18 protein-coding genes are annotated in these 20,743 nt (G+C 60.1%); 8 read left to right on the top strand and 10 right to left on the bottom strand.

The features are described 5' to 3' along the window. Positions 1-151 precede the first annotated feature (151 nt). Entirely contained in the window at positions 152-1,342 is a 1,191-nt protein-coding gene (locus ADM64_RS08705) for an IS1249 family transposase (RefSeq protein WP_162838042.1), read from the top strand. A 148-nt stretch (positions 1,343-1,490) separates the two neighbouring features. Here ADM64_RS08705 and ADM64_RS08700 read toward each other — a convergent pair whose 3' ends face one another. Both ADM64_RS08700 and ADM64_RS08695 read right to left on the bottom strand, forming a co-directional pair. Further along, the gene (locus ADM64_RS08700; protein ID WP_049193910.1) at positions 1,491-2,675 is read right to left on the bottom strand and encodes an isocitrate/isopropylmalate dehydrogenase family protein; all 1,185 of its coding nucleotides are present in this window, start codon (positions 2,673-2,675) and stop codon (positions 1,491-1,493) included. A 45-nt stretch (positions 2,676-2,720) separates the two neighbouring features. Beyond that, the gene (locus tag ADM64_RS08695) at positions 2,721-3,269 is read right to left on the bottom strand and encodes a neocarzinostatin apoprotein domain-containing protein (RefSeq protein ID WP_049172509.1); all 549 of its coding nucleotides are present in this window, start codon (positions 3,267-3,269) and stop codon (positions 2,721-2,723) included. Between the two features lie 203 nt (positions 3,270-3,472). On the opposite strand from ADM64_RS08695, the gene ADM64_RS08690 reads away from it, so the two are divergent. Genes ADM64_RS08690 through ADM64_RS08675 form a run of 4 tightly spaced genes read left to right on the top strand, consistent with a single transcriptional unit; the run spans position 3,473 to position 7,122 of the window. Beyond that, positions 3,473-4,528 (top strand): heme/hemin ABC transporter substrate-binding protein, encoded by a 1,056-nt coding sequence (locus ADM64_RS08690; RefSeq protein ID WP_049193908.1) that lies wholly within the window; start codon positions 3,473-3,475, stop codon positions 4,526-4,528. 11 nt (positions 4,529-4,539) lie between these two features. Next, a complete protein-coding gene (locus ADM64_RS08685) occupies positions 4,540-5,619 on the top strand; it encodes a FecCD family ABC transporter permease (protein ID WP_016421808.1) in 1,080 nt (359 codons plus the stop codon). Beyond that, on the top strand, positions 5,619-6,443 hold the full coding sequence (locus ADM64_RS08680) for a heme ABC transporter ATP-binding protein (protein WP_049193906.1): 825 nt from the start codon (positions 5,619-5,621) through the stop codon (positions 6,441-6,443). Before ADM64_RS08685 ends, ADM64_RS08680 begins: the two co-directional genes overlap by 1 nt. Beyond that, complete coding sequence (locus tag ADM64_RS08675; RefSeq protein ID WP_049193904.1) at positions 6,436-7,122, top strand: heme oxygenase (biliverdin-producing); 687 nt, start codon at positions 6,436-6,438, stop codon at positions 7,120-7,122. The genes ADM64_RS08680 and ADM64_RS08675 overlap by 8 nt, the downstream gene beginning before the upstream one ends. Positions 7,123-7,166: 44 nt before the next feature. Here ADM64_RS08675 and ADM64_RS11150 read toward each other — a convergent pair whose 3' ends face one another. From ADM64_RS11150 to ADM64_RS08655, 4 genes are all read right to left on the bottom strand, one after another. Then, complete coding sequence (locus tag ADM64_RS11150) at positions 7,167-7,640, bottom strand: hypothetical protein (protein WP_239272240.1); 474 nt, start codon at positions 7,638-7,640, stop codon at positions 7,167-7,169. A gap of 651 nt (positions 7,641-8,291) precedes the next feature. Beyond that, a complete protein-coding gene (locus tag ADM64_RS08665; protein ID WP_049193902.1) occupies positions 8,292-10,055 on the bottom strand; it encodes a phospho-sugar mutase in 1,764 nt (587 codons plus the stop codon). A gap of 10 nt (positions 10,056-10,065) precedes the next feature. After that, on the bottom strand, positions 10,066-10,716 hold the full coding sequence (deoC, locus tag ADM64_RS08660; RefSeq protein WP_049193900.1) for a deoxyribose-phosphate aldolase: 651 nt from the start codon (positions 10,714-10,716) through the stop codon (positions 10,066-10,068). 105 nt (positions 10,717-10,821) lie between these two features. Next, positions 10,822-12,108 carry a thymidine phosphorylase gene (locus ADM64_RS08655; protein ID WP_049193898.1) on the bottom strand — a complete coding sequence of 429 codons (1,287 nt, stop codon included), beginning with the start codon at positions 12,106-12,108 and terminating at the stop codon, positions 10,822-10,824. A 169-nt stretch (positions 12,109-12,277) separates the two neighbouring features. Between ADM64_RS08655 and ADM64_RS08650 the strand changes: the two genes are divergently transcribed. Both ADM64_RS08650 and ADM64_RS08645 read left to right on the top strand, forming a co-directional pair. Next, positions 12,278-12,697 carry a cytidine deaminase gene (locus ADM64_RS08650; RefSeq protein WP_048732021.1) on the top strand — a complete coding sequence of 140 codons (420 nt, stop codon included), beginning with the start codon at positions 12,278-12,280 and terminating at the stop codon, positions 12,695-12,697. A gap of 45 nt (positions 12,698-12,742) precedes the next feature. Next, positions 12,743-13,960, top strand: coding sequence for a NupC/NupG family nucleoside CNT transporter (locus ADM64_RS08645; protein ID WP_048732023.1), 1,218 nt, complete (start codon positions 12,743-12,745; stop codon positions 13,958-13,960). A 31-nt stretch (positions 13,961-13,991) separates the two neighbouring features. Here ADM64_RS08645 and ADM64_RS08640 read toward each other — a convergent pair whose 3' ends face one another. From ADM64_RS08640 to ADM64_RS08630, 3 genes are all read right to left on the bottom strand, one after another. Next, positions 13,992-15,185 (bottom strand): YihY/virulence factor BrkB family protein, encoded by a 1,194-nt coding sequence (locus ADM64_RS08640; RefSeq protein ID WP_241486353.1) that lies wholly within the window; start codon positions 15,183-15,185, stop codon positions 13,992-13,994. Positions 15,186-15,339: 154 nt separating this feature from the next. Further along, positions 15,340-16,350, bottom strand: a complete 1,011-nt coding sequence (locus tag ADM64_RS08635; RefSeq protein ID WP_049193916.1) for a sugar-binding transcriptional regulator — start codon at positions 16,348-16,350, stop codon at positions 15,340-15,342. A 239-nt stretch (positions 16,351-16,589) separates the two neighbouring features. Then, positions 16,590-18,623 (bottom strand): M13 family metallopeptidase, encoded by a 2,034-nt coding sequence (locus tag ADM64_RS08630; protein ID WP_049193897.1) that lies wholly within the window; start codon positions 18,621-18,623, stop codon positions 16,590-16,592. 106 nt (positions 18,624-18,729) lie between these two features. Here ADM64_RS08630 and ADM64_RS08625 point away from each other — a divergent pair, with 106 nt between their 5' ends. Beyond that, positions 18,730-19,656 (top strand): glycoside hydrolase family 25 protein, encoded by a 927-nt coding sequence (locus tag ADM64_RS08625; protein ID WP_049193896.1) that lies wholly within the window; start codon positions 18,730-18,732, stop codon positions 19,654-19,656. Between the two features lie 27 nt (positions 19,657-19,683). Here the strand turns inward: ADM64_RS08625 and ADM64_RS08620 are convergent, their stop codons facing one another. After that, complete coding sequence (locus ADM64_RS08620; protein ID WP_049193895.1) at positions 19,684-20,712, bottom strand: TIGR00730 family Rossman fold protein; 1,029 nt, start codon at positions 20,710-20,712, stop codon at positions 19,684-19,686. Positions 20,713-20,743: the final 31 nt, after the last annotated feature.

Below are 20,743 nucleotides of genomic sequence, written 5' to 3'. Positions count from 1 at the left end.
CAAAAAGTGTGTCTGACTTTCAGCATTACTGCTGATTAGGCTGGGTAAATCGGGCGGATATAAGCATCAAGACCTTATATCCGCCCGATTAGTGTTCAATCCACCGGAATGGCACCCGCATGTGCTAATCGGGGGTTGGTGTGCTTTCCGGGTGAGTAAAAACAGACCACGATGCCCGATATGCGCTGGGCAAATGAAGAAAAACGGAACCACTTCTAAAGGCACAACCAGGTGGCGATGCAAGGACCCGAACTGCGGCAGTTCCACGACACGAACCCGCACCGACCGCACGCAGACCCGCGACTTTAAAGCCTTCGTCTCTTATGCCACCTCCACAGCAACGTTGTCTGAACTCGCCCAGCAACAAGGGGTAAGCCGTTGGACACTTGACCGCCGATTCAAACCGTTCTGGCTCATCGACATCCCCAACGACGGTGACCCACAGCGCATCTACGACCAGATCTTCATCGACGGTACCTACACCGCCGCCGGATGCTTGCTCGTCGCAGCCAGCCACGACCACGTCATCGCATGGCACTGGACCAAACACGAAACCGCCCACGCCTACACGCAGCTACTCCGCAAAATCGCTGAGCCGCTCTGCGTCGTCCTCGACGGCGGACAAGGCGCACTTACTGCGATTAAAGCCTGCTGGCCGAACGCGATAATCCAACGATGCCTCGTCCATGCGCAACGCGTCATCCGCCGCTACACCACATCACGACCACGCACCGACGCCGGCAAAGCCATCTACGCCCTGGCGTTGAAACTGACCCGTATCACCACACTCGACCAGGCACGGGAGTGGACGCTGCGTCTGCACGACTTCGGACAGGTATTCAAAGCATTCCTCAACGAGAAAACGCCCGTGTCAAAAGAGCGCCGCACACTCAACAACCAGTGGGAATGGACCCATCTGCGAGTTCGCAAGGCATACAACTCCCTGCTGCACCTCTCACGGAAAGGATGGCTGTTTACCTACCTGCAGCCACCACCGAATGCGCTTGAGCCTCAACGCTGGGCTTCAACGACAAACAGTCTGGAAGGCGGCATCAACGCCGGGCTCAAACGCATCGCCGACGCGCATCGCGGCAGGTCCGGGGAACGCCAACGAAAAATGCTCGAGTGGTACCTGCACTCGAAAACGCAACTGCCTGACGACCCATTAAAGATCGCCAGGCAGTGCAATTTCGGCCAAGATCAACTCGCCAAAGTCAACGATCTTGTCGAAGAAGACCACAACAAAGCCGACCATGAAACAGGCCGACCAGCCTTCTACGACAACGCTATCCCAACCGAGTACGAACACTCGATAGGAATCAGAAAAGGCCCCATGAAGTAACAAACGGTGTGCCCGCCCCGCAACACGCCGAGCGGACACACTTTTTGCTACTTAACCCCCAGTCATCGGCGCTCTCCTTATCGGCGGAGGGTCAACGGCTGGGATTGATAGCAACCACTTTAATTGCGCTTCGTAATCGAGTCAATGCCTACAACCCCAGCTCCGCCCGCACCGCAGCCACAAACTCGCTGGTAGTCGCGGTTCCGCCGAGGTCTGGCGTCGCGGCAGTGCGTGTCGCGGCGTAGACGGCCTCGCGCAGCTTGGCAGCCGGCGCAAGTTCCGAGGTCGGATGCCCAAGATGCTCCGCGCACATTGCTGCAGAGAGCAAAAACGCAGCCGGGTTGGCGATGCCGCGCCCGGCAATGTCCGGTGCCGAACCATGCACGGGCTCGAAAACCGCAAAGTCGTCGCCAACATTCGCCGACGCCGCCAGCCCCAGCCCGCCAATCAGTCCTGCACCAATGTCACTGAGGATGTCGCCGATAAGGTTTTCCGCGATGATGACATCAAAGCGCGCCGGGTCGGTCACCAGCTGCATTGCCACGGCATCCGCATTGGCAAAATCGAATGCGACCTGCGAATACTCCTCCGCCACCTCTTCAACTGCCCCGCGAATCACACGCGCAGAGTCCCGCAGGATATTCGGCTTGTCCGCCACCGTCACCGTCGGCGTGGCCTCCGAATCGGGGTTTGCCGCCTGCCGCGCGAGAGCCAACTTGGCAGCCTGTCGCGCAAGGCGGTGCCACGCAAAGGACGTCGTCACGCGCAAAGAAACCGCAACTTCGCCACGCTTATCGACGGCGCGAGTCACCGTCGAGTCCTCCACTACCTCTGCCCACAGGTGGTGGTGCGGGGAGTCGGCCGGGGCGTCGTGAGGCGGGAGGAGATAGTCGTGACTGTAGAGGCCCTCGGTGTTTTCGCGGACGATGGTGAAATCGGCAGTCGCGCCGGGCAGGGTGACCGGGCGGATGTTGGCGAAGAGGTCGAGACGCTGGCGCAGCTGGAGAACAGGGGAGCGGTAAGTCAGGCCGGTACCGCGCAGATGCGGTGCTAGTTCTTCCTCGGCCTCGCGAGCGGGCTTGGAGGTAATCGCCGCGAGCAGAGCGGCATCGCTGCGCGCAAGTGTTTCCCAGGTTTCCTGTGGGACGGGATTGCCGTGCGCACACCACTGTGACCAGCCAATTTGTGCCTCTGTTAGCTCCCAGTGGGGGAAGACATCGGCGATGAGTCCTCGGCAGGCATCGGTGATTTCAGGGCCGATGCCGTCGCCGGGCAGGAGTGTGATGCGGCGCGGTGCCGCTTCTAAAGCAGTCGCAGGCTGGTCGGTTTCCATGGCTCTTAGCCTAGGACTGCGACGCCTGCGCGTGTGTGGTTTGGCCTACTTAGCGAAAGTAACCGGGATCTCGGTGATGTCCTCGAAGCCCTCGCTGTGGTCACCGAAGAGCTTCAGCACGCAGTCCTGCTGGGTGCAGTCCACGGCCTCGCCGGTGGGCACAACGCTGAGCTCGAAGTGTGCGGTGTTGTCGTCGGCGATGGTGGTGGTGCCGCCGGACTTCTTGGTAATCCACTGCTGCGACTGGGTGCCGGCACTGCGGTCACCGGTGCAGTCCGGGACGGGGTTGCCTGGAGCCTTCTCGGCGGCGCAGAGTGCGGCGTAGTAGCCGTAGTCGGGGTCGAGACCAGACAGGTCGACGGAGATGACATCGCCCTCGGAGAGGTCGTTGACCGGCTCGGCCTCCATGGTTACTTCGCCGGCGCTGGCGTCGGTTTCTTGATCTGCAGCCGAGCTGGTGGTTTCCGAGGCGTTGGTAGCATCCTGTGCGGCATCGTCCGCGTCATCTGTGCCACAGGCGGCGAGAAGTGGAAGTGCGGCGACGGCCGGAACAGCCAGGAAAGCCGCGCGACGCTGGAGTGTACGAGTAGTCATAGGAGGTAACGTCCTTCCGAAAAACTGTAGAAATTACTATCTTTATTTAAGGGTAGGCTAACCTAGAACTAAAAGATAGCCTAAGATTCTTTGGGTGAGTAGAGCAAAGTCCTTTCTAAGCTCTTTGTTACTAGTGTTAGTCGTTATTTAGTCAATCTTTTTGTCGTCTATCTCCGTGCAGCGTCAGCTCACAGAGGGGGAATATGTTCACCGTGCCTGCCTGTCGCGTTCGCAGCCTTGCCGGAACACTGCTGAGTGTTGTCCTAGTCGCAGGACTAGTCGCCTGTGGTTCCGATGATGCCGCGAGGGAGGGGGCATCGTCGTCAAGCGCTGGCGTGACGACGGTTCCGCGCGCCGACAACATTTCCGCTCACGGTGCCGCGCATGCGAACCTACCTTCGGAAAACCCCGAAGTGCTGCTGAAAGACCCGAAGCCGGCAGAAGATAAGGACTACCAGCGTATTCTCACGCTTGACCGGGCGGGAGCACTCAGCCGAGCGGTCTACACGCTTGGCCTCGGAGACCGTCTGGTGGGGCGCGACTCCACCTCCGATTTCCCGGCGGTAAAGGATCTGCCGAACCTCACCATTGGCGGACATGCAGTCAATGCTGAGTCGGTGATGAAGCTGAAGCCGGAGCTCATCATTACCGATGGCACAATCGGCCCCAGCCGCGTATTCGACACGTTTGAAAAAGCGGGGATCACCGTCGTCCATGTGTCGGACGAGCGCACTCCCGAGACCATCAACACGCTTATCGACGAGGTTGCGGGCGCAGTCGGCCTGGCTGACCAAGTTGGCCCGGTGAAGGAGCACCTGGACAAGGAGCTGGCGGCTGCGACCGAGTACGCGCAGGCCAAGGCCGATGGCCGCAAGATGATGATTCTCTACGTGCGCGGAACCGGTGTGGCCATGATTGCGGGACCGGATTCTGGTGGGCGTTCTCTGATCACTCGTCTCGGCGGTGTTGATGCCGGTGAGGGCGTGGGTATTGAAGGTGCGTTCACGCCGATTACGCCAGAGTCGCTCATCGCTGCGGCTCCAGACACCATCCTGGTTATGTCTGGTGGCCTGGAGTCCGTCGGCGGGATTGAAGGCTTGAAGGAAATCCCGGGTATCGCACAGACCCCGGCGGGCCAGAATGAGTCCGTTGTGGACGTGCCCGATTCGCAGCTGCTGTCCTTTGACTCGCAGTCGCCGCGTGCGATCCGCGCCATTGCGGATGCTCTCTACGGTGCTGACAAGACTGCGGGGAAGTGACTGGCTGAGCAATGCAGACAACCGCGAACAAAACTAGTCCGTTCAGACAGGCGGCCGTTTTCATTGGACTCGCCCTAGCGCTGGTGCTGGCAATAGGTTGGTCGGCCTCCGTAGGGCAGTTCGGCGCCACCATCGGCGAATCACTGAGCTCAATGGTGAGGCTAGTGTTCAATGGCGGTCTCGGTGATGCGCCAGAGCCCATCGATACTGTGCTGTGGCAGGTGCGACTGCCGCGCATCGCGCTGGCCTGCCTCGTTGGCGCGGGGCTAGCCCTCGCGGGTGTGGCGCTGCAAGCGGTGTTCGGCAACCCGCTTGCCGAACCCGGCCTCATCGGCGTTTCCTCCGGCGCCGCCGTCGGCGCTGCCACCGCCACAGTTTTGGGCACCGCCGCCGGGCTTTCCGGGGTGCTCGGCGGAGTGTTGAGTGTCTTCGCCAGCAGCTGGGCCATTGCGGTCTCAGCTTTTATCGGTGGTGCGGTGGCCACGGCTATTGTGGCCGCCAATGCGCACGGTGGCCGCGATATCGCCCGAATCATTCTGGTCGGTGTGGCTGTGAACTCCATCTGTGGTGGTCTGGTGTCGCTCCTGACATTCGTAGCCTCCACGGCTGCCCGCGACCGCATTGTGTTCTGGCAGATGGGCTCGTTTGCCAGCGCCACCTGGACGCAGGTTGTCATCATTACGCTGGTGACAGTTCCAGCCGTAATTGCCATGTGGGTCAGCTACCGCAAGCTGGACATTCTGAGTCTTGGTGAAGCGCAAGCCCGCCACCTGGGTATTAACGTCGTCACGCTGCGTCGCGCCATCATTTTTGGCACGTCCCTGGTCGTGGCGGCTGGCGTGGCATTTTCCGGCATCATCGTCTTCATCGGCCTGGTCGTGCCGCACGCTGCACGACTGCTGCTGGGACCAGCGCATCGCACGCTGATTCCCGCATGCATCCTCGGCGGCGCGCTGGCCACAACGCTGGCCGACCTTGCGGCCCGCACCATGATCACCGGTGCGGACCTGCCACTGGGAATGCTTACCTCGATTGTCGGTGGACCACTGTTCTTCTGGCTGCTCCTGCGTTCGAAGAGGGCGGTGCACTAATGGAAATTCACTCTGGCCTGGGCATTTCTGCCGAAAATGTCAGCATCACCCTGGACGGTCACCGCATCCTCAACGATATTTCCGTGGTCGCCGAGCCCGGAAAAGTCACCGCGCTGGTCGGCCCGAATGGTGCTGGAAAGTCGACACTCCTTGCAGCGCTTTCCGGCGACCATGAGCTGAGCGGCGGCGACGTCCGGATCGGCGAGCACTCCATTACCGAGCTCTCCATCGCCGACCTGGCCCGCTACCGCGCCGTCCTGGTACAGAGCCAAGAACTGTCCGTGCCATTCACCAGCCGCGAAGTCATCGACTTCGGACGCAACCCCTGGGGCTGCCCGAACGAAGAGCTGCTCGCGGAAGTCATCACTGAATGCGACGTCGCGCACCTTCTTGACCGGGAAGTCCCGACCCTCTCCGGCGGCGAGCGCGCCCGCGTCCACAGCGCGCGCGTGTTCTACCAGGACACTCCCGTCGTGCTTCTCGACGAACCGACCGCGGCCCTGGACCTCCACCATGCCGAAAAAATTATGGGAATGATGCGCGCCCGCGCGGCGGCGGGCAAAGCCGTGGTCGTGGTCCTGCACGATTTGTCCGCCGCAGCGGCGTATGCCGATCACGTTGTGGTGGTGGCGCAGGGGCGCGTCGTAAAGCAAGGCCCGCCTGCAGAAAACCTAGATGCACAGACCGTCAGCGAAGTCTACGGCATCGGTGTGGAAGTGCTTCAGGACTCCGCGGGCAACCCCGTGCTGGTGCCTCAGCGCGCGGGCCACAATCTCTCACCCCAGTCTCCGAACCTCACAGAGAAAGAAGAAAGCCATGGTTGAAAACACGATTAAAGAAGGTGACAAGCAGGCTGCTCAGCCCCTGGCAGAGCGACTCAAAGTGGAGACTGCGGGTGTCCACAGTGAAGCGGAGAACTCCGACTTCATGTCGAGGCTGCTTGCGGGTGAACTGAATGCGCAGGCGGCCATCGATCTAACTGGTCAGCTGTACTTTGTGTACGAAGCGTTGGAGCAGGCCGTGCGGTCCACTGCGGAGTCGCCGCAGGTCAGCGCGGTCTACGATGCACAGCTGGAGCGCCTGGAGGCTCTGGCGGCCGACCTTGAACATTTGGTGGGGCCTGATTGGCGGGAAAAGATCTCGCCAGTGGAGGCGACAAAGAACTACGTGGCCGAGCTTCGTGAAATCGAAAGCAACGGCAACGCCAACGCCGCATTGGCACACCATTACGTTCGCTACCTGGGCGATCTTTCTGGTGGTCAGGTGATTGCGTCCATGCTGGCCAAGCATTACGGCATCGGTGCGGAGGGAACCCGATTCTATGACTTCTCCGCGATCGGAAAAATTAAGCCCTACCGCGACGGCTACCGACAGAGACTGTCTGAGCTGGGCATTTCGGATGCCGACAAAGATGCCGTGGTTGACGAGGCGAAAAAGGCATTTCGTCTCAACCGGGCCATTTTCCACGACCTAGCTGGCGGCCTAGACGACGCAGTGGCGTAGGTCGCGGACTGGAGTGCTGTGACCGTGGCGGTGGGCGGTATGCGTTAGCCGATGTACACCACTGCGTTACGGCCGCCCGTGCACTTGATGTTGCTACCAGATGGGCGGCACCACATGTTGTAGGTCAGGCCAGTCGTTGGGCTGTAGGCCGTGATGGTGCCGGATTCCGCACCAGTGGAATTGCGATAGCGGACGTAGGCGCTGTGTACATTTCGAACGAACGGATCGCTCGTTGAGGACGTGCCCTTCCATGCGCTGGAGAGGTTGCCGCCAGCCAGGCCCGATGAGCGAGACGAGCCCGAATTACCGGATGAGCCACTCGAATCTTGAACAACCACGGTCTCAGTCTGTGTGACCGGTGGGTTGGGCTGGCTCGAAGCATCGGCAGCGGCCTGTGTAGTGGCAGCCGTCTGTGTGTCGGCCGCAGTTACCGAGTCATCTTTACTCAGGGTGACATAAAGTACCGCGCCAATCAGACCTAACAACACTACGCACAGCACTGAAATGAGCGCTATCATTGCGCCGGAAGTACCTGATCTTTGCTGCGGATACGCCGGGGCTGCGTAAGCGAAAGTTGGTGCCGGCTGCGCAGCGAATTGGGGCTGGGGCTGTGGTTGTGGTTGGGGTTGAGGTGCCTGGTTCGGGTACACGGGGCCGAAAGAACCGGTGGAAGGATTCGAATTGTAGTTGGGGTCTGAGCTGGGGAACTCGTTATGCGACATGCTGGACGTACCAATCACGAGGAGGAAGTGTTCCCCCTGTGATGAGCCCAACCCGCGTAGCGAATGGTGCTCCATCCCCTGGGGACACGGTTAACGGCTTTTATTGTATTACTGGGAAAACTGTAAAGCATGTTAGGAGACGCATGTCGTCCGCAAAATGCGGCCAGAACGGGTTTAGCTAGACCCGAAATGAGGTGGTGAGCTTCAAATGAGGTTGTGACCATCGAGAAACTGCCTAAGCTTATGTCAGTTTCGGCACTAATTTCTGCTTGTTTTTGTCATAAACCTAGTCAGTAACTTGTGAGCCGGCCCAAGACTCCGGGCTGCACATGCGAAACTGGGGTGCGCGTGAGACTTCACGGCCATTTTTCGGCCGTTTTGTTCATGCGCACCCCAGTTTGTTGCCGGGTGTAGCTGGTAGCTGCCTATTGGTTAGCTGCTTAGTGGCTACATCCCCAGGATTTCCTTGAGCTCGGCCTTAATCTGGTCGAGCCGCTCGGCCGCGGCCGCGTGCGGAATCGCGGCCGAAGCGAGCGGCAGCACGACTTCCAGGTAGCACTTCAGCTTCGGTTCCGTGCCGGAAGGCCGAGCAATGACGCGGTCGTTGGCCTCGGTGAGGATGAGAATGCCGTCGGTAGGCGGGATGTGATAGCTCTCGCCCTTGGCGTCGACCATGTCTAGGCCATCATTCATGTCCGTGACCTGCGTGACCTTCGATCCGGCGAGCTGCGCAGGTGGGTTGGCGCGCAGAGTGTCCATGCCCTTGGTAATCAGTGAGCGGTCTTCGACTCGGAAAGTCAGCGGGGCGGTCTTGTACAGACCGTGGGTGCTAGCGACAGTATCCAGCAAATCCTGAATACCAAGCCCCTGACCCTTCAGTCGCGCCACAGCATCGGCGACACGCACCGCCGCAGATACGCCGTCCTTGTCTCGAACGACTGCCGGGTCAGTGCAGTAGCCAATGGCCTCCTCGTAGCCGAAGACGAGCCCGTCCACACCAGCAATCCACTTAAAGCCAGTCAGTGTAGCGCGATAATTCAGTCCGTGACCTGCGGCAATCTTGTCCAGCAGGCGTGAGGACACAATCGAGTTAGCCATTGTGGCCGGGAACTCTGCGCCCTCATCATTGGTCACGGTCGCAATCCCACGGGCCTCGGCATCCGCAGCGATGACTTCACCCAGAAACGCACCGATATCGTCGCCGGAGAGCTGTCGCCAGCCGCCATCGACGCCGCTGTCCGGAATAGCTACCGAGCAGCGGTCCGCATCCGGATCAGCCGCGATGATGACATCCGCGTCTTCAGCACGTGCCAGCTCAAACGCAAGATCCAGCGCACCGGCTTCCTCCGGGTTCGGGAACGATACCGTCGGGAACTCCGGATCCGGCGCGAACTGCTTCTCGACCACGCTGACATTCGAGAAACCTGCCGCGTTCAGTGTGCGCACGATGGTCTCGCCGCCGACACCATGCATCGGGGTGAGAACAATCTTCGCTGCCTGCTTCTCTTCGCTTGACGACGTCGTTGCGGGCGCAGCCGCCCGTTTCACATAGGCGTCCAGTAGTTCAGGACCAACCTGCTCGACGGCATCGAAGTCACGCGGGACCTCATCAGCTGGTGGAGCAGCGGCGATGGCGTCCGCAATCTGCTTGTCATGGGGCGCGATGATCTGGACGCCTCGGCGGGAATCCGACTCCACCGCGCGGCCACCGAGGTAAACCTTGTAGCCGTTGTCCTTCGGTGGATTGTGGCTGGCCGTGACCATGATGCCGGCATCAGCATTGAGGTGGCGCACGGCAAAGGCGGTCACCGGTGTGGGCAGCTGCTGTGGCAGAGCCAGGGCCTTGCCACCGGCTGCGGCGACAACCGCGGCGGCATCTCGGTGAAAATCGGCGGAGCCGTGGCGGGCATCGCAACCAATGACCACGGTGAAGTCGTCGCCCACAATGTTCTTCAGATGCGCAACCAGGCCAGCGGTGGCACGGATGACCGTGGCACGGTTCATGCGGGACTGACCAGCTGCAACGACACCGCGAAGACCTGCAGTGCCGAATTCGAGTGGCCCGGCGAAACGGCTTTCCAGCTCGGCAATCGCATCGGGGTTGGCGGCCTTGGCTTCGTCGTAAAGCGAGGAGAGCTCGGCGGCGGTGGCCGAGTCCGGATCGTGGGCGATCCAATCGGTGATGGTGGCTTGTAGCTGTTCGGAGAGCATCGGGGTTCGCCTACTTCAGACCGTCGAGGACGGCGGCGGAGGAGGAAAGGCCCAGGCGAGAGGCGCCAGCGGCAATCATTTCCTCAGCGGCAGCGGCATCGCGGATACCGCCAGAGGCCTTGACGCCAAGGCGGTCGCCCACGGTTTCGCGCATGAGCTTCACAGCGTGAGCGGAAGCGCCGCCGGCCGGGTGGAAGCCTGTGGAGGTCTTTACGAAGTCTGCGCCTGCGGACTCGGAGGCCTTGCAAGCTGCGATGATTTCCTCGTCGGTCAGGGCGGCCGACTCGATGATGACCTTCAGGATCTTGTCCGGAATGGCGTCGCGAACAGCCTTGATTTCGGCCTCGAGGTCGTCGAAGCGGTGCTCCTTGGCGAAGGCGATGTTGATGACCATGTCGACTTCTTCAGCGCCATCGGCCACAGCGCGAGCGGCTTCAGCGGCCTTGATCTCGGCCTTTACCGCGCCGGAGGGGAAGCCGACGACAGTGGCGATGTGCAGGCCCTCAGGCACCTCGACTGGGAGCTGCGAGGGGGAGATGCAGATGGAGTAGGTGCCGAGCTTGCCGGCCTCGGCGATAAGAGCCTTGACCTGGTCAGAGGTGGCTTCTGGCTTAAGCAGGGTGTGGTCAATCATCTTGGCAACATCAGCGCGGGAAGTCATGGGAGAAATCAAGTCCTTTCGGAAATTTGGGAGAGAGCTTAAAAGTAGGGAGGTGGCGGGCTCGGGACGGGGAAGTGGCGCCGGCGCGAGCCCGTCAGAAATTTTCTAGGACACGCGATCGAGGATAATCTCGCGCTCGGCTGTCGGCGCGGTGTCGCCGATTTCAATGCCCGGCTCGATGGACTCGAGAGCGCGCTCGAACTTATCCGGAGTTTCAGTGTGCAGCGTGAGCAGCTTCTGGCCCTTGACCACCTTGTCTCCCGGCTTGGCGAAAATCTCAATACCGGCAGTGGCCTGCACCGGATCATCCTTACGAGCACGTCCCGCGCCCAAGCGCCAGGAACCAACGCCGAGAGCCAGTGCATCCAGCTTGGTCAGGTAACCGTCAGCCTGCGCAACCACATCGTGCGTGTGAGGTGCCACCGGCAACGCGGCATCCGGATCGCCGCCCTGAGCGCGGATCATCTTCTTCCACGAATCCATTGCGCGGCCGTCCTTCAGAGCCTGCTCCACGTCGGCATCGTGCACGCCGGCCAGCTCGAGCATGTTTCGGGCCAGTTCACAGGTCAGCTCCACGACGTCTGCGGGGCCGCCGCCGGCGAGAACCTCCACCGATTCGCGGACCTCGAGGGCGTTGCCGATGGTCAGGCCCAGCGGCGTGGACATGTCCGTCAGCAGCGCGCGGGTGTTCGCGCCCGCGTCGTTGCCCAGGTCAACCATGGTGCGGGCCAGTTCGCGGGCCTGATTCAGATCCTTCATGAAGGCGCCCGAACCGACCTTGACATCCAGCACCAAGCTGGAGGTGCCCTCCGCAATCTTCTTGGACATGATCGACGAGGCAATCAGTGGAATGCAGTCGACCGTCGAGGTGATGTCACGCAGCGCGTAAATCTTCTTATCCGCAGGTGCCAGACCCGCACCGGCTGCTGCGACGACCGCGCCGGAATCCTCCAGGATCTGCATCAAGCGGTCATTCGGAACATCAGCCTGCCAGCCCGGAATGGATTCCAGCTTGTCCAGGGTGCCGCCGGTGTGGCCGAGGCCGCGGCCGGACAGCTGCGGGACGGCCACGCCGTAGGAGGACACCAGTGGGCCCAGCGGCAGCGTGATCTTGTCACCGACACCACCGGTGGAGTGTTTGTCCGTGGTGGGCTTGCTCAGCGATGCGAAGCTCATGGTCTCGCCCGAGTCAATCATCGCCTGAGTCCAATCCACAATCTCGCGACGGTTCATGCCGCGGATGAAGATGGCCATGTTCAGCGCCGCCATCTGTTCATCGCCCACGACACCGCGAGTGTAGGCATCAATGACCCAGGAAATCTCTTCCGGACTGAGCTCACCGCCATCACGCTTTACCTTGATGACGTCAACTACATCGAACTTTTCAGCCATTGTTCGCTCCTTTTATAGGCGATTGTGCTTAGCGATATTGGTCTTGTGAACTCTGCTGATTCCGATTATCATCAGCACTAGAACAAATGTCAATAGGCAACTTTCCATTTGTACCCACATAAGTATGTTTGCATAAACACCTCGAACAGGCTCGGGGAGGGAGAGCACAATGTCCTACATTTCAGACGAAGAACTACTGGCTAAGGCCTACGCAGCCACGGAAAACTCGTACGTCCCCTATTCAGGTTTTCCGGTCGGTGCCGCACTTCTGCTTGACGACGGCACGGTGGTCACAGGCTGCAACGTGGAAAATGCGTCCTATGGGTTGACCAACTGCGCAGAGCGTACAGCCGTGTTCCGCATGGTCGCGGAGCACGGCGGCAACCATAAGATTGCGGCCTGTGCCATTGTCGGGCGAAAGGCGGCACCGTGCCACCCCTGTGGTGCCTGTCGGCAGGTCCTGCACGAATTTGGGTGCAAGCGTGTCATTGTGGAATCCGAGCGCCCGGAAAATGGTGGTTTAGGCGCTCCGGCCAGCATCGACTTCGAAAAAATTCTCCCTTACGCCTTTGGTCCCGAGGACCTGTAGGCATCATCACCACAGCCTCTTTTATCAAGAAAGAAGACCTTAGTCATGGATAGACTGCAAGGCTTACTGGGCATCATCCTCGTCATCGGATTTGCCATTGCTATCTCAAAGAACAGGAAAGCCATTAACTGGCGCACGCTCGGCGTTGGCCTGCTGCTGCAAGCGGTGTTCGCGCTGGTAGTGCTGAAGTGGGAACCCGGCTTCCAGGCGTTGAAGAGCGTCGCCGGTGCCATTGAGAAGATGATCGACTTTACAAATGAGGGCACCTCATTTGTCTTCGGTAATCTTTTCGACGGCACGGGGAAAAACTTCGTCTTCGTGCTCAACGTGCTGCCAGTGATCATCTTCCTGGGCGCAGTCCTCGGTGCCCTCTACTACCTGCGGGTAGTGCAGTACTTCGTTGAGTATGTCGGGTCCGCACTGAAGTTCATTATGGGAACCTCGAAGGTAGAGTCCGTCTTCGCTTCCACGGTGATTTTCCTCGGGCAGTCGGAGGCTCCGCTCGTCGTTAAGCCGTATATTCCGAAACTGACCAAGTCGGAGCTGTTCGCATGTATGTCGGGCGGTTTTGCTTCGGTGGCCGGATCGACGTTGATTGGTTACTCCCTGCTCGGTGCGCCATTGGAGTACCTGCTGGCGGCATCGGTAATGAACGCGCCGGGCTCGCTGCTGATTGCGAAGACTTTCTGGCCGGAGACGGAGGAATCCGATCTGGATGCGTCGGTGAAGGATGTCCGCGACACTGAGTCGAAGAACGTCATTGACGCGCTTGGATCGGGTGCGTTGGCCGGTGGTCGTATCGCTGTGGTTGTGGCATGTCTGTTGATTGCGTTCATCGCTGTGATTGCGATGCTGTCGGCCATGATTGGCGGCATCGGCGGCTGGTTCGGTCAGGAAAACTGGTCACTGGAGGGGCTGTTCGGCCTGATCTTCGCGCCGATTGCCTGGTTGATTGGTGTGCCGTGGGAGAACGCAGGGCTGGTCGGTAGCTTCATTGGTGAGAAGACGATTCTGAACGAGTTCGTCGGCTACACCTCGTTCTCGGAGCACGTCGACTCGCTGGATCCGAAGTCCATCATGTTGGCGACCTTCGCCCTGGCTGGCTTCGCCAACCTGTCTTCCATTGCAATTCAGATCGGTTCCTTCGGTGCGCTATCGCCGGAACGTCGCGGTGAGATTGCCAAGAACGGTCCGCTGGCGCTGATTGCGGGTCTGTGCACCAACCTGCTCAACGCTGCAATTGTGGGTGTGATTGCGCTATAGCTAGGTTCTGTGTGGTTAGTTACTGGCCCTGCTAGTCGATCCTCTTGAACGGATCGGTAGTAGGGTCAGTCTCAGCAGCAGGCTGCGAGGAAAAATCTTCAGTTGCTTCTGCTGGCATTTTATCCAGGCGGTCGAGTTCCTCAGTTCGGAATTCGGCCGCCTGCTTTTCTAGATTCTGATGGATTTTCTGCTCGCCCTCGGCGGCCGCGGTAGCTCTGGGTGGAAGCTGGATGTATCGCTCTGCGGGCAGGCCGGCGCGCAGTTGGCGCATCCTCTCAACCTCGGCATCCAGCTTGAAGCCGAAGACCACGACGACATTAATGCCCCAAAGTGCAGTCATGAGAGCAATGACGGCACCCATGGCGCCGTAGGGGTTTGAAGCCGCAAAGTTGAACAGGTAAAGCTGCAATGCCTTGCCAATAATCAGCGAGCTGATAATTGCCAGTGCCGAACCGGTACTGAGCCAGCGGAATTTGCGCATGCGCACATTCGGTGTGAAGTAGTACAGCGAGCCAATCAGAATCATCGACATGACGATAATGACCGGCCAGCGCAGCCAACTCCAGACGGAGATGCAGAAGTCAATGACCTGTCGCGTGGTCGATTCAATGCCCAACGGGCGGGCAACCGGTTCGACGATGGTGATAACTAGCTGGTCATTGACAATAATCGCAATAAGCAGCACCACCGTGCCAATGAGCAGCAATAGCGTAATGGCGACCATGAGCAGGTGGTAGCGAATAAGCGTGCGACCTTCGGAAACGCCATAGATGGAGTTACCCGTGCGCGAAAATGCGCGTGTGTAGGCCGACGACGAAATCAGCGCAAGAACAATACCGATAGTCAGTGCGACAAGACCGCCCGTGGCGGAGCCGATAATCGTTGAGATGACATTGCGAATCGGTTCGGCATACTCAGCCGGGATGTAGCTGCGGATGAAATCCTCGGTCAGTCGGTTGAGGTCTTCTGTATAGCCGGCCAGCATCAGCGTGGCAATTGAGTAAATCGCCAGCAGTGCAGGCGCGAAGGTCAACACAGTGTAGTAGGTCAACTTCGCGGCAGCGTCGAAACCGAGCTCCAAGAAAAACTCGATACCCGCACGCTTGAGAGCGTAGAGCGCTCCTTTCCATCCCACGGATGGCAATTTCTTCGCGGACTGAGCAAAAGATGCATCTGCCGACTCGTAGGCCTGAAGTGTGTGCTTGATCTGCTGTGCTGGTGACACCTAAAGAATCGTCCTCTCCGACCTGACAGCGGCTGCGGTACGTGTGCGACATATGCGCTGACATGCAGGCTCGCTTAAGTCTATCGGTCGAAGAGGGCAGAGGCGCTTCTCAGGCCCGGGTGTCAGTTCTTTGTACTGATGCGTCCCGAGACGGCTATTCCGTGGCAGAGGGAGGGGCAGGGCTAGACGGTGAGACTGGCGAGCCCGGTGAGTCCGATGAGTCCGATGAGTCCAGCGAAAGTAGGCGCTCGGCAGTGGCATCGTCAATGACCAAGTGAGTGGCCAACTTTGTTCGAAGGGCCACATCGATGGCCTCGGCCTTGTGTGCGCCACCGGCGACAAGTACCCGAGTGGGGATTCGGCGCAGGTCAGAGAGGCTGATACCTACCGTGCGGGCATCGACCTCTGGCAGCGCAATGCCACCGTCCGGGCGGTAGAAGCGTGAGCAGGCATCGCCCACTGCGCGCTCCACGAGTAAGTCCTTTTCGGTTGCCGACAGCTGCCCCAAGTTCAAGGCCAGCGAATCATGGTCGACTGCGCCGACAGTGAAAACGGCAATGTCCACCGTCCGGCCAAGCGCCAAAACGCTGGCGATGAACCGATCCTGTTCCACGATGCGCTTGGTCTCGACCGAATCGAAAATCACCGGCAGCGGCAATGTGCGGGCATAGGCGTGGAAAGCGTGGCAGAAACCGCCAATAGTGCGGATGTCGTTCGTGGACTTATCAGAGTGGCTCATTCCTCCCTTGAGCTGCACAATTTCCACGCCCGAGACATCCTTGGACTTCAATTGCGTGGATACGGAGTACATGGTTTTACCCCACGAAACACCGACGAGGGTACCGTCGACCACCAGCTCGTCGAGAAGCTCGGCGCCCACACGCCCCAACTCGCGGAGCAAGACTGCGTTGCCAGCGCGTGCCGGTTGCGCCAGGCGCACATCGTTGAGCTGGTAGCGATCCCGCATCTGCGTAGCGGTCTCTGAGGCTTCCTCGCGCGGATCGTGGATTTCAATGCGCACGTAACCGCGCTCACGGCCAAGGTTGAGCAGTTTAGAGACCGTTGGACGGGAAACCCCGAGTTCGGTTGCAACCTGAGACTGTGTGAGCCCCTCGCCGTAATAGAGTTTGACGGCGGTGAGTGCTTGGATGTCGCGAGTGTCCACAGCGGCCTCCTCCAGCAAGAGCACTTAGCAAGCGCACTTGTAACAGGAACCTCGCTTGGTTGGGCCCTGCCCGACTTGATCATCGGGAAAGCGTGCGCCTCACCTGTGATTTTAGTTCCACGTTTGCAAAAACAAAAAGTCAGCTTTTGCATTTGTAGTAAACGGTGAGGCGTTGGCTGTCCCCGGAGGCTGCGGAAGGCATCGGAGGGTAACGCAGCGCAGGTTGGGTTCCCGCAGCGCTACCAGATATTCACGCGCTCATTCGGCTCACGCCACATGCCGTCCCCCGCTGAAGTGGCGAAGGCCTCATGGAACTCATCGATGTTGCTGGCAATGACGTTGCAGCGGAACTCCGCTGGCGAGTGCGGGTCGATGGCAAGCAGCTGGCGTGCAAACTCCGGACGAATCTTGGAACGCCAGACCAGTGCCCACTGCTTGAACAGGTCACGGTAGGTCTCTGGGGTGTCCTCCAGCCCAAGTTCCTCTCCGCGGGCAGCGAGGAAACGTCGGAAAGCAACGACGGCAATACCGAGCCCGCCCAAGTCACCGATGTTCTCGCCCAGGGTGAAGCGACCGTTGACGCCGGGCAGGTCAGCACCCTCCTCGGCCTGCTCGCGCAGTGCCTGCGGCACCAGTCCCTCGTACTGATCCACCAGCGCGGCGGTCAGCTTCTCAAACGCTGCGCGATCCTCATCGGTCCACCACTGGTGAAGATTGCCGTGGCCATCATACTGCGAGCCCTGGTCATCGAAACCATGACCAATCTCATGGCCAATCACCGCACCGATGCCACCGAAGTTCTCCGCCGGGGAAGCGTCCGGTGAGAAGAACGGAGACTGCAAAATCGCAGCCGGGAACGTGATGTCATTGACCACTGGATTGTAGAAGGCATTGACCGTCTGCGGAGTGCCATGCCATTCATCGCGATTGGCCGGGGTGCCCAGCTTTGCCACCTCATAATCATGCGCAAAAGCGCTGGCAGCGCGAGCATTGTCCATCAGTGAATCCCCGAGCTCCATGGCCGAGTAGTCACGCCAACGCTCCGGGTAACCAATCTTGGCCTTAAACAGCGACAGCTTCTCCAGTGCCCGCTCCTGCGTCGCCTTCGTCATCCACGGCAGCTGCGAAATGCGCTCCCGGTACGCCGCCAGCAGGTAGTCCACCAGTTCCAGGACCTGCTCCTTGTACTCCGGAGGGAAATGCTTTTCCACATACAGCTTGCCGACGTCATGTCCAACCGCCCCGTCCGCAAAGGCAACACCACGCTTCCAGCGTGCACGCTGCTCGGTCGAACCCTGCAAGGTGCGGCCGTAGAAGTTAAAGCTCTCCGCAGAGAAGTCATCCGACAGGTAGGCGGCACGCTGGTGGAGGACGCGCCACAGTGCCCACAGGCGCAGATCTGCCAGGTCAGTGTCCTGCCACAGCTTGCTTAAGTGCTCGAAGTACGACGGCATCATCACCACGATGGTGTCGATGGCAGTCTGGTTCGTCTCATTGACACCGGTGGCCGCGAGCCACTCCGCGACCGGGAAGCCGGTGGGGAGGTCAGCAATGACCGTCTTGTTATAGGTCTTCAGTGCATCGCGGGTATCGACCACATTCCAGTGACCAGCGGCAATTCGCTTTTCAAAAGCCACGATGCGCGCCGCCGCAGCGGCCGGGTCCACCAACTCGAATGCAGCAAGCGCGGTGGAGAGGTCCCCCGCGCCGTCGTCATGCGAGGAGAGGAGCTTCAACATAGCGGCAACATGCTGTTCATAGGCAGCGAGGGTGTCGGCGTGACCCGGCTCGCGGTAGTAAGCCTCATCCGGGAGGCCGAGACCCGACTGCAACAGATAGAGAGCGTCCAGGTCCGAGCCAGAATCCTTCTCTACCCAGTACCCGAGCGCACCACCGACACCGAGACGGTCGAGGTGGCCGAGCGCCAACGCCAGCTCATGCGCGTTCTCGGCGGAGGCAATCATTTCTAGATCCTGCGCGAGAGGAGCTGCGCCGGCGTTATTAATAGCGGCTTCGTCCATAAAAGAGTTGTACAAGCGAGCGACGCGGGAATTCGGATCCGCATCGGCGGCAGTGGTGATGAGCTCGCGGACGTTTTCCTCCGCCTCATCCCTCAGCTTGTAAAAGGCGCCATCGATGGGGCGGTCAGCCGGGATGACGTGATTGCTAATCCACTCACCGTTGGTGGCCAAGTAGAGGTCATCCTGCGGGCGAGGAGTTGTTGAGAATTGGGGCGTTGCGGACTGGGTCTCAGTATTAGTGCTATTTGTCATGCCGCCAGTCTAGGGGCAAGGGCGGATTGAAGCTGTGACTGGAGGGGTGGAATAAGTTTAGGCTTACGAATGGGGCTGAAGTGGTTTAGGGGGTAAGGTGCAAACCATGAAATTTCTTCCACTTTCCGCGAACGCGGTGTTGAAGCGACGCCCGGGACGCGCCACTTTGGCAAGTATCGTGGCCGTTGCGCCGCTGACCTTGGGTGTTATTGCACCGGCAGACGCACAAACACAGGACGCATCTGCACACTCCAACCAGTCCGCTGCTGATTCCAAGGGGTCGCTCGACTTTTTGACTGTTCAGGAGTCGCAGGGCTCTGATGCCAACGGTTCCTCAACTGGTTCGGCTACCAGCGCATCGTCGAACCCGGCTCGCACCGGCTTCCACATGGGGCCGACTGGTGTGGACGTCTCCAAGTGGCAGCGCCCAGGTGGCGTCGCGCTGAAATGGAACGAGGTCGCAGCTAGCGGCCAGAAGTTCGCTTTCATCAAGGCCACCGACGGTGTCGAAGGTGACCAGAAGTACTTCCTCGAGGACTCCATCGCCGCCGCGAAGGCCGGTCTGTACGTGGGCAGCTACCACAAGGCACACCCGGATCGCTCCGCAACCGCGCAGGCTGACCAGTACGTAGAAGCACTGCAGCAGCGCGATGAACAAATCTCCACAGACAAGACACTACCGCCTGTGCTTGACATCGAGCTAGACAATGGCCTCAACCCAACCCAGCTGCAAAAGTGGACCAAGGACTTCCTCGAGCGCGTTGAGGAAAAGACCGGCGAAACCCCGATGATTTACACCTACCGTTGGTTCTGGCAGAACCCGATGGGTAACTCGACCGACTTCACCGACTACCCGCTGTGGCTCGCCGCCTACGAAGACAGCGCTCCGACCTCGCTGCCGGGCGGTTGGGAGAGCATGGCCTTCTGGCAGCGTTCCTCCACCGGCCGCGTCGATGGCATCCCGACCATCGTGGATGAGGATGTCTTCAACGGCACCGAAGCTGAGCTGCAGCAGCTGGCTGCTGCTCACTAGCAGTGTGTTGTGGGGCCTGGGGGCAGGCTAAAACTTCGTCCGCCCCGCACGCCACGCAATCAACGCAGGCAGGAGCTTGTCGACGTCGTCGACGACGATAAGCGCATCGAGAAGCTCCGGTCGCACAAACCCCGCATCCACAACTTTGCGCAGGAGCGCCAACAGGGGCTCCCAGAAGCCCGAAGGTCCCAGCAACGCCACTGGCTTGGCATGAATCCCCAGGTGCTGCTGGGTCCACACCTCGAAGAACTCTTCCAGTGTGCCCGCACCGCCGGGGAGTGCAACAAAAGCATCGCCGAGCTCATACATGCGCGACTTTCGATCGGCCATAGTCGCAACAGTTTCCAGGTGAGTCAGCCGCGGATGGGCAATTTCCTTCTTGACCAAGACCTCGGGGATGACACCTGTGACACTGCCGCCGTCGTCAAGCGCTGCGTTAGCAACCGTGCCCATAAGACCAATCGCCGCGCCACCGTAGACGAGCTCCACCCGATTTTCCGCGAGTGTCTGGCCGAGACGTTCGGCGGTGACGCGCCAGGCGGGATCGTTGCCGAAGCCGGAGCCGCAGAAAACAGTTAGTGACGACAGTGCGCGCTGTGGCTGTTCACGGCCAGCGGCAAGCTGCGGCAGCTCTTCGCGGAGCTTCGGCAGAGTAGTCTCGGCCAGCATAGGGGCGATTTTCCCGGTCGGCAGCCAGGGGTCGAGCCAGCGGACCTCTTCAATCTCGGCATGGGGCTGAACGTTTGCCAACTCGTCGGTGAACTCTCCGACATAGCGCACATGGTGGCCGACGACCTCGAAGCCCGCCTCGTTGGCGGCGGCTGCGCGGGCGATATTCCACGGACGCAACAGCGATAGCTCGATGTCCACGCCGAGCTCCTCGGAGACCTCGCGCGCGGCGGTGACCTCCGGGTTATCGACGGACTCACCCGGCTCGAACTTGCCGCCGGGCAGCATGAACGTATCCGTACCCCGCTTACGAACGCACAAAACCCGCCCCACCGGGTCAGTCACAACCATTGCGGCGACAACGATGGAACGGGTTTGTGCAGTCACTCGGGCTCCTTAGGTGAAGGAGGCACCGAGG

Source organism: Corynebacterium sp. 401_CJEI (genome assembly GCF_001076435.1).
GTDB classification, from domain to species: Bacteria; Actinomycetota; Actinomycetes; order Mycobacteriales; family Mycobacteriaceae; genus Corynebacterium; species Corynebacterium jeikeium_D.
The sequence above is the reverse complement of the archived record's forward strand: the minus strand, read 5'-3'. Positions and strand labels throughout refer to the sequence as shown.

What these genes read in the sequence shown, in the direction of transcription:
- ADM64_RS08690 (WP_049193908.1), top strand. Translation starts at nt 3,473, where the DNA reads ATGTTCACCGTGCCTGCCTGTCGCGTTCGCAGCCTTGCCGGAACACTG.
- ADM64_RS08665 (WP_049193902.1), bottom strand. Translation starts at nt 10,055, where the DNA reads ATGCTCTCCGAACAGCTACAAGCCACCATCACCGATTGGATCGCCCAC.
- ADM64_RS11150 (WP_239272240.1), bottom strand. Translation starts at nt 7,640, where the DNA reads ATGATAGCGCTCATTTCAGTGCTGTGCGTAGTGTTGTTAGGTCTGATT.
- ADM64_RS08630 (WP_049193897.1), bottom strand. Translation starts at nt 18,623, where the DNA reads ATGACAAATAGCACTAATACTGAGACCCAGTCCGCAACGCCCCAATTC.
- ADM64_RS08645 (WP_048732023.1), top strand. Translation starts at nt 12,743, where the DNA reads ATGGATAGACTGCAAGGCTTACTGGGCATCATCCTCGTCATCGGATTT.
- ADM64_RS08680 (WP_049193906.1), top strand. Translation starts at nt 5,619, where the DNA reads ATGGAAATTCACTCTGGCCTGGGCATTTCTGCCGAAAATGTCAGCATC.
- ADM64_RS08675 (WP_049193904.1), top strand. Translation starts at nt 6,436, where the DNA reads ATGGTTGAAAACACGATTAAAGAAGGTGACAAGCAGGCTGCTCAGCCC.
- deoC (WP_049193900.1), bottom strand. Translation starts at nt 10,716, where the DNA reads ATGACTTCCCGCGCTGATGTTGCCAAGATGATTGACCACACCCTGCTT.
- ADM64_RS08655 (WP_049193898.1), bottom strand. Translation starts at nt 12,108, where the DNA reads ATGGCTGAAAAGTTCGATGTAGTTGACGTCATCAAGGTAAAGCGTGAT.
- ADM64_RS08695 (WP_049172509.1), bottom strand. Translation starts at nt 3,269, where the DNA reads ATGACTACTCGTACACTCCAGCGTCGCGCGGCTTTCCTGGCTGTTCCG.
- ADM64_RS08685 (WP_016421808.1), top strand. Translation starts at nt 4,540, where the DNA reads ATGCAGACAACCGCGAACAAAACTAGTCCGTTCAGACAGGCGGCCGTT.
- ADM64_RS08650 (WP_048732021.1), top strand. Translation starts at nt 12,278, where the DNA reads ATGTCCTACATTTCAGACGAAGAACTACTGGCTAAGGCCTACGCAGCC.
- ADM64_RS08625 (WP_049193896.1), top strand. Translation starts at nt 18,730, where the DNA reads ATGAAATTTCTTCCACTTTCCGCGAACGCGGTGTTGAAGCGACGCCCG.
- ADM64_RS08700 (WP_049193910.1), bottom strand. Translation starts at nt 2,675, where the DNA reads ATGGAAACCGACCAGCCTGCGACTGCTTTAGAAGCGGCACCGCGCCGC.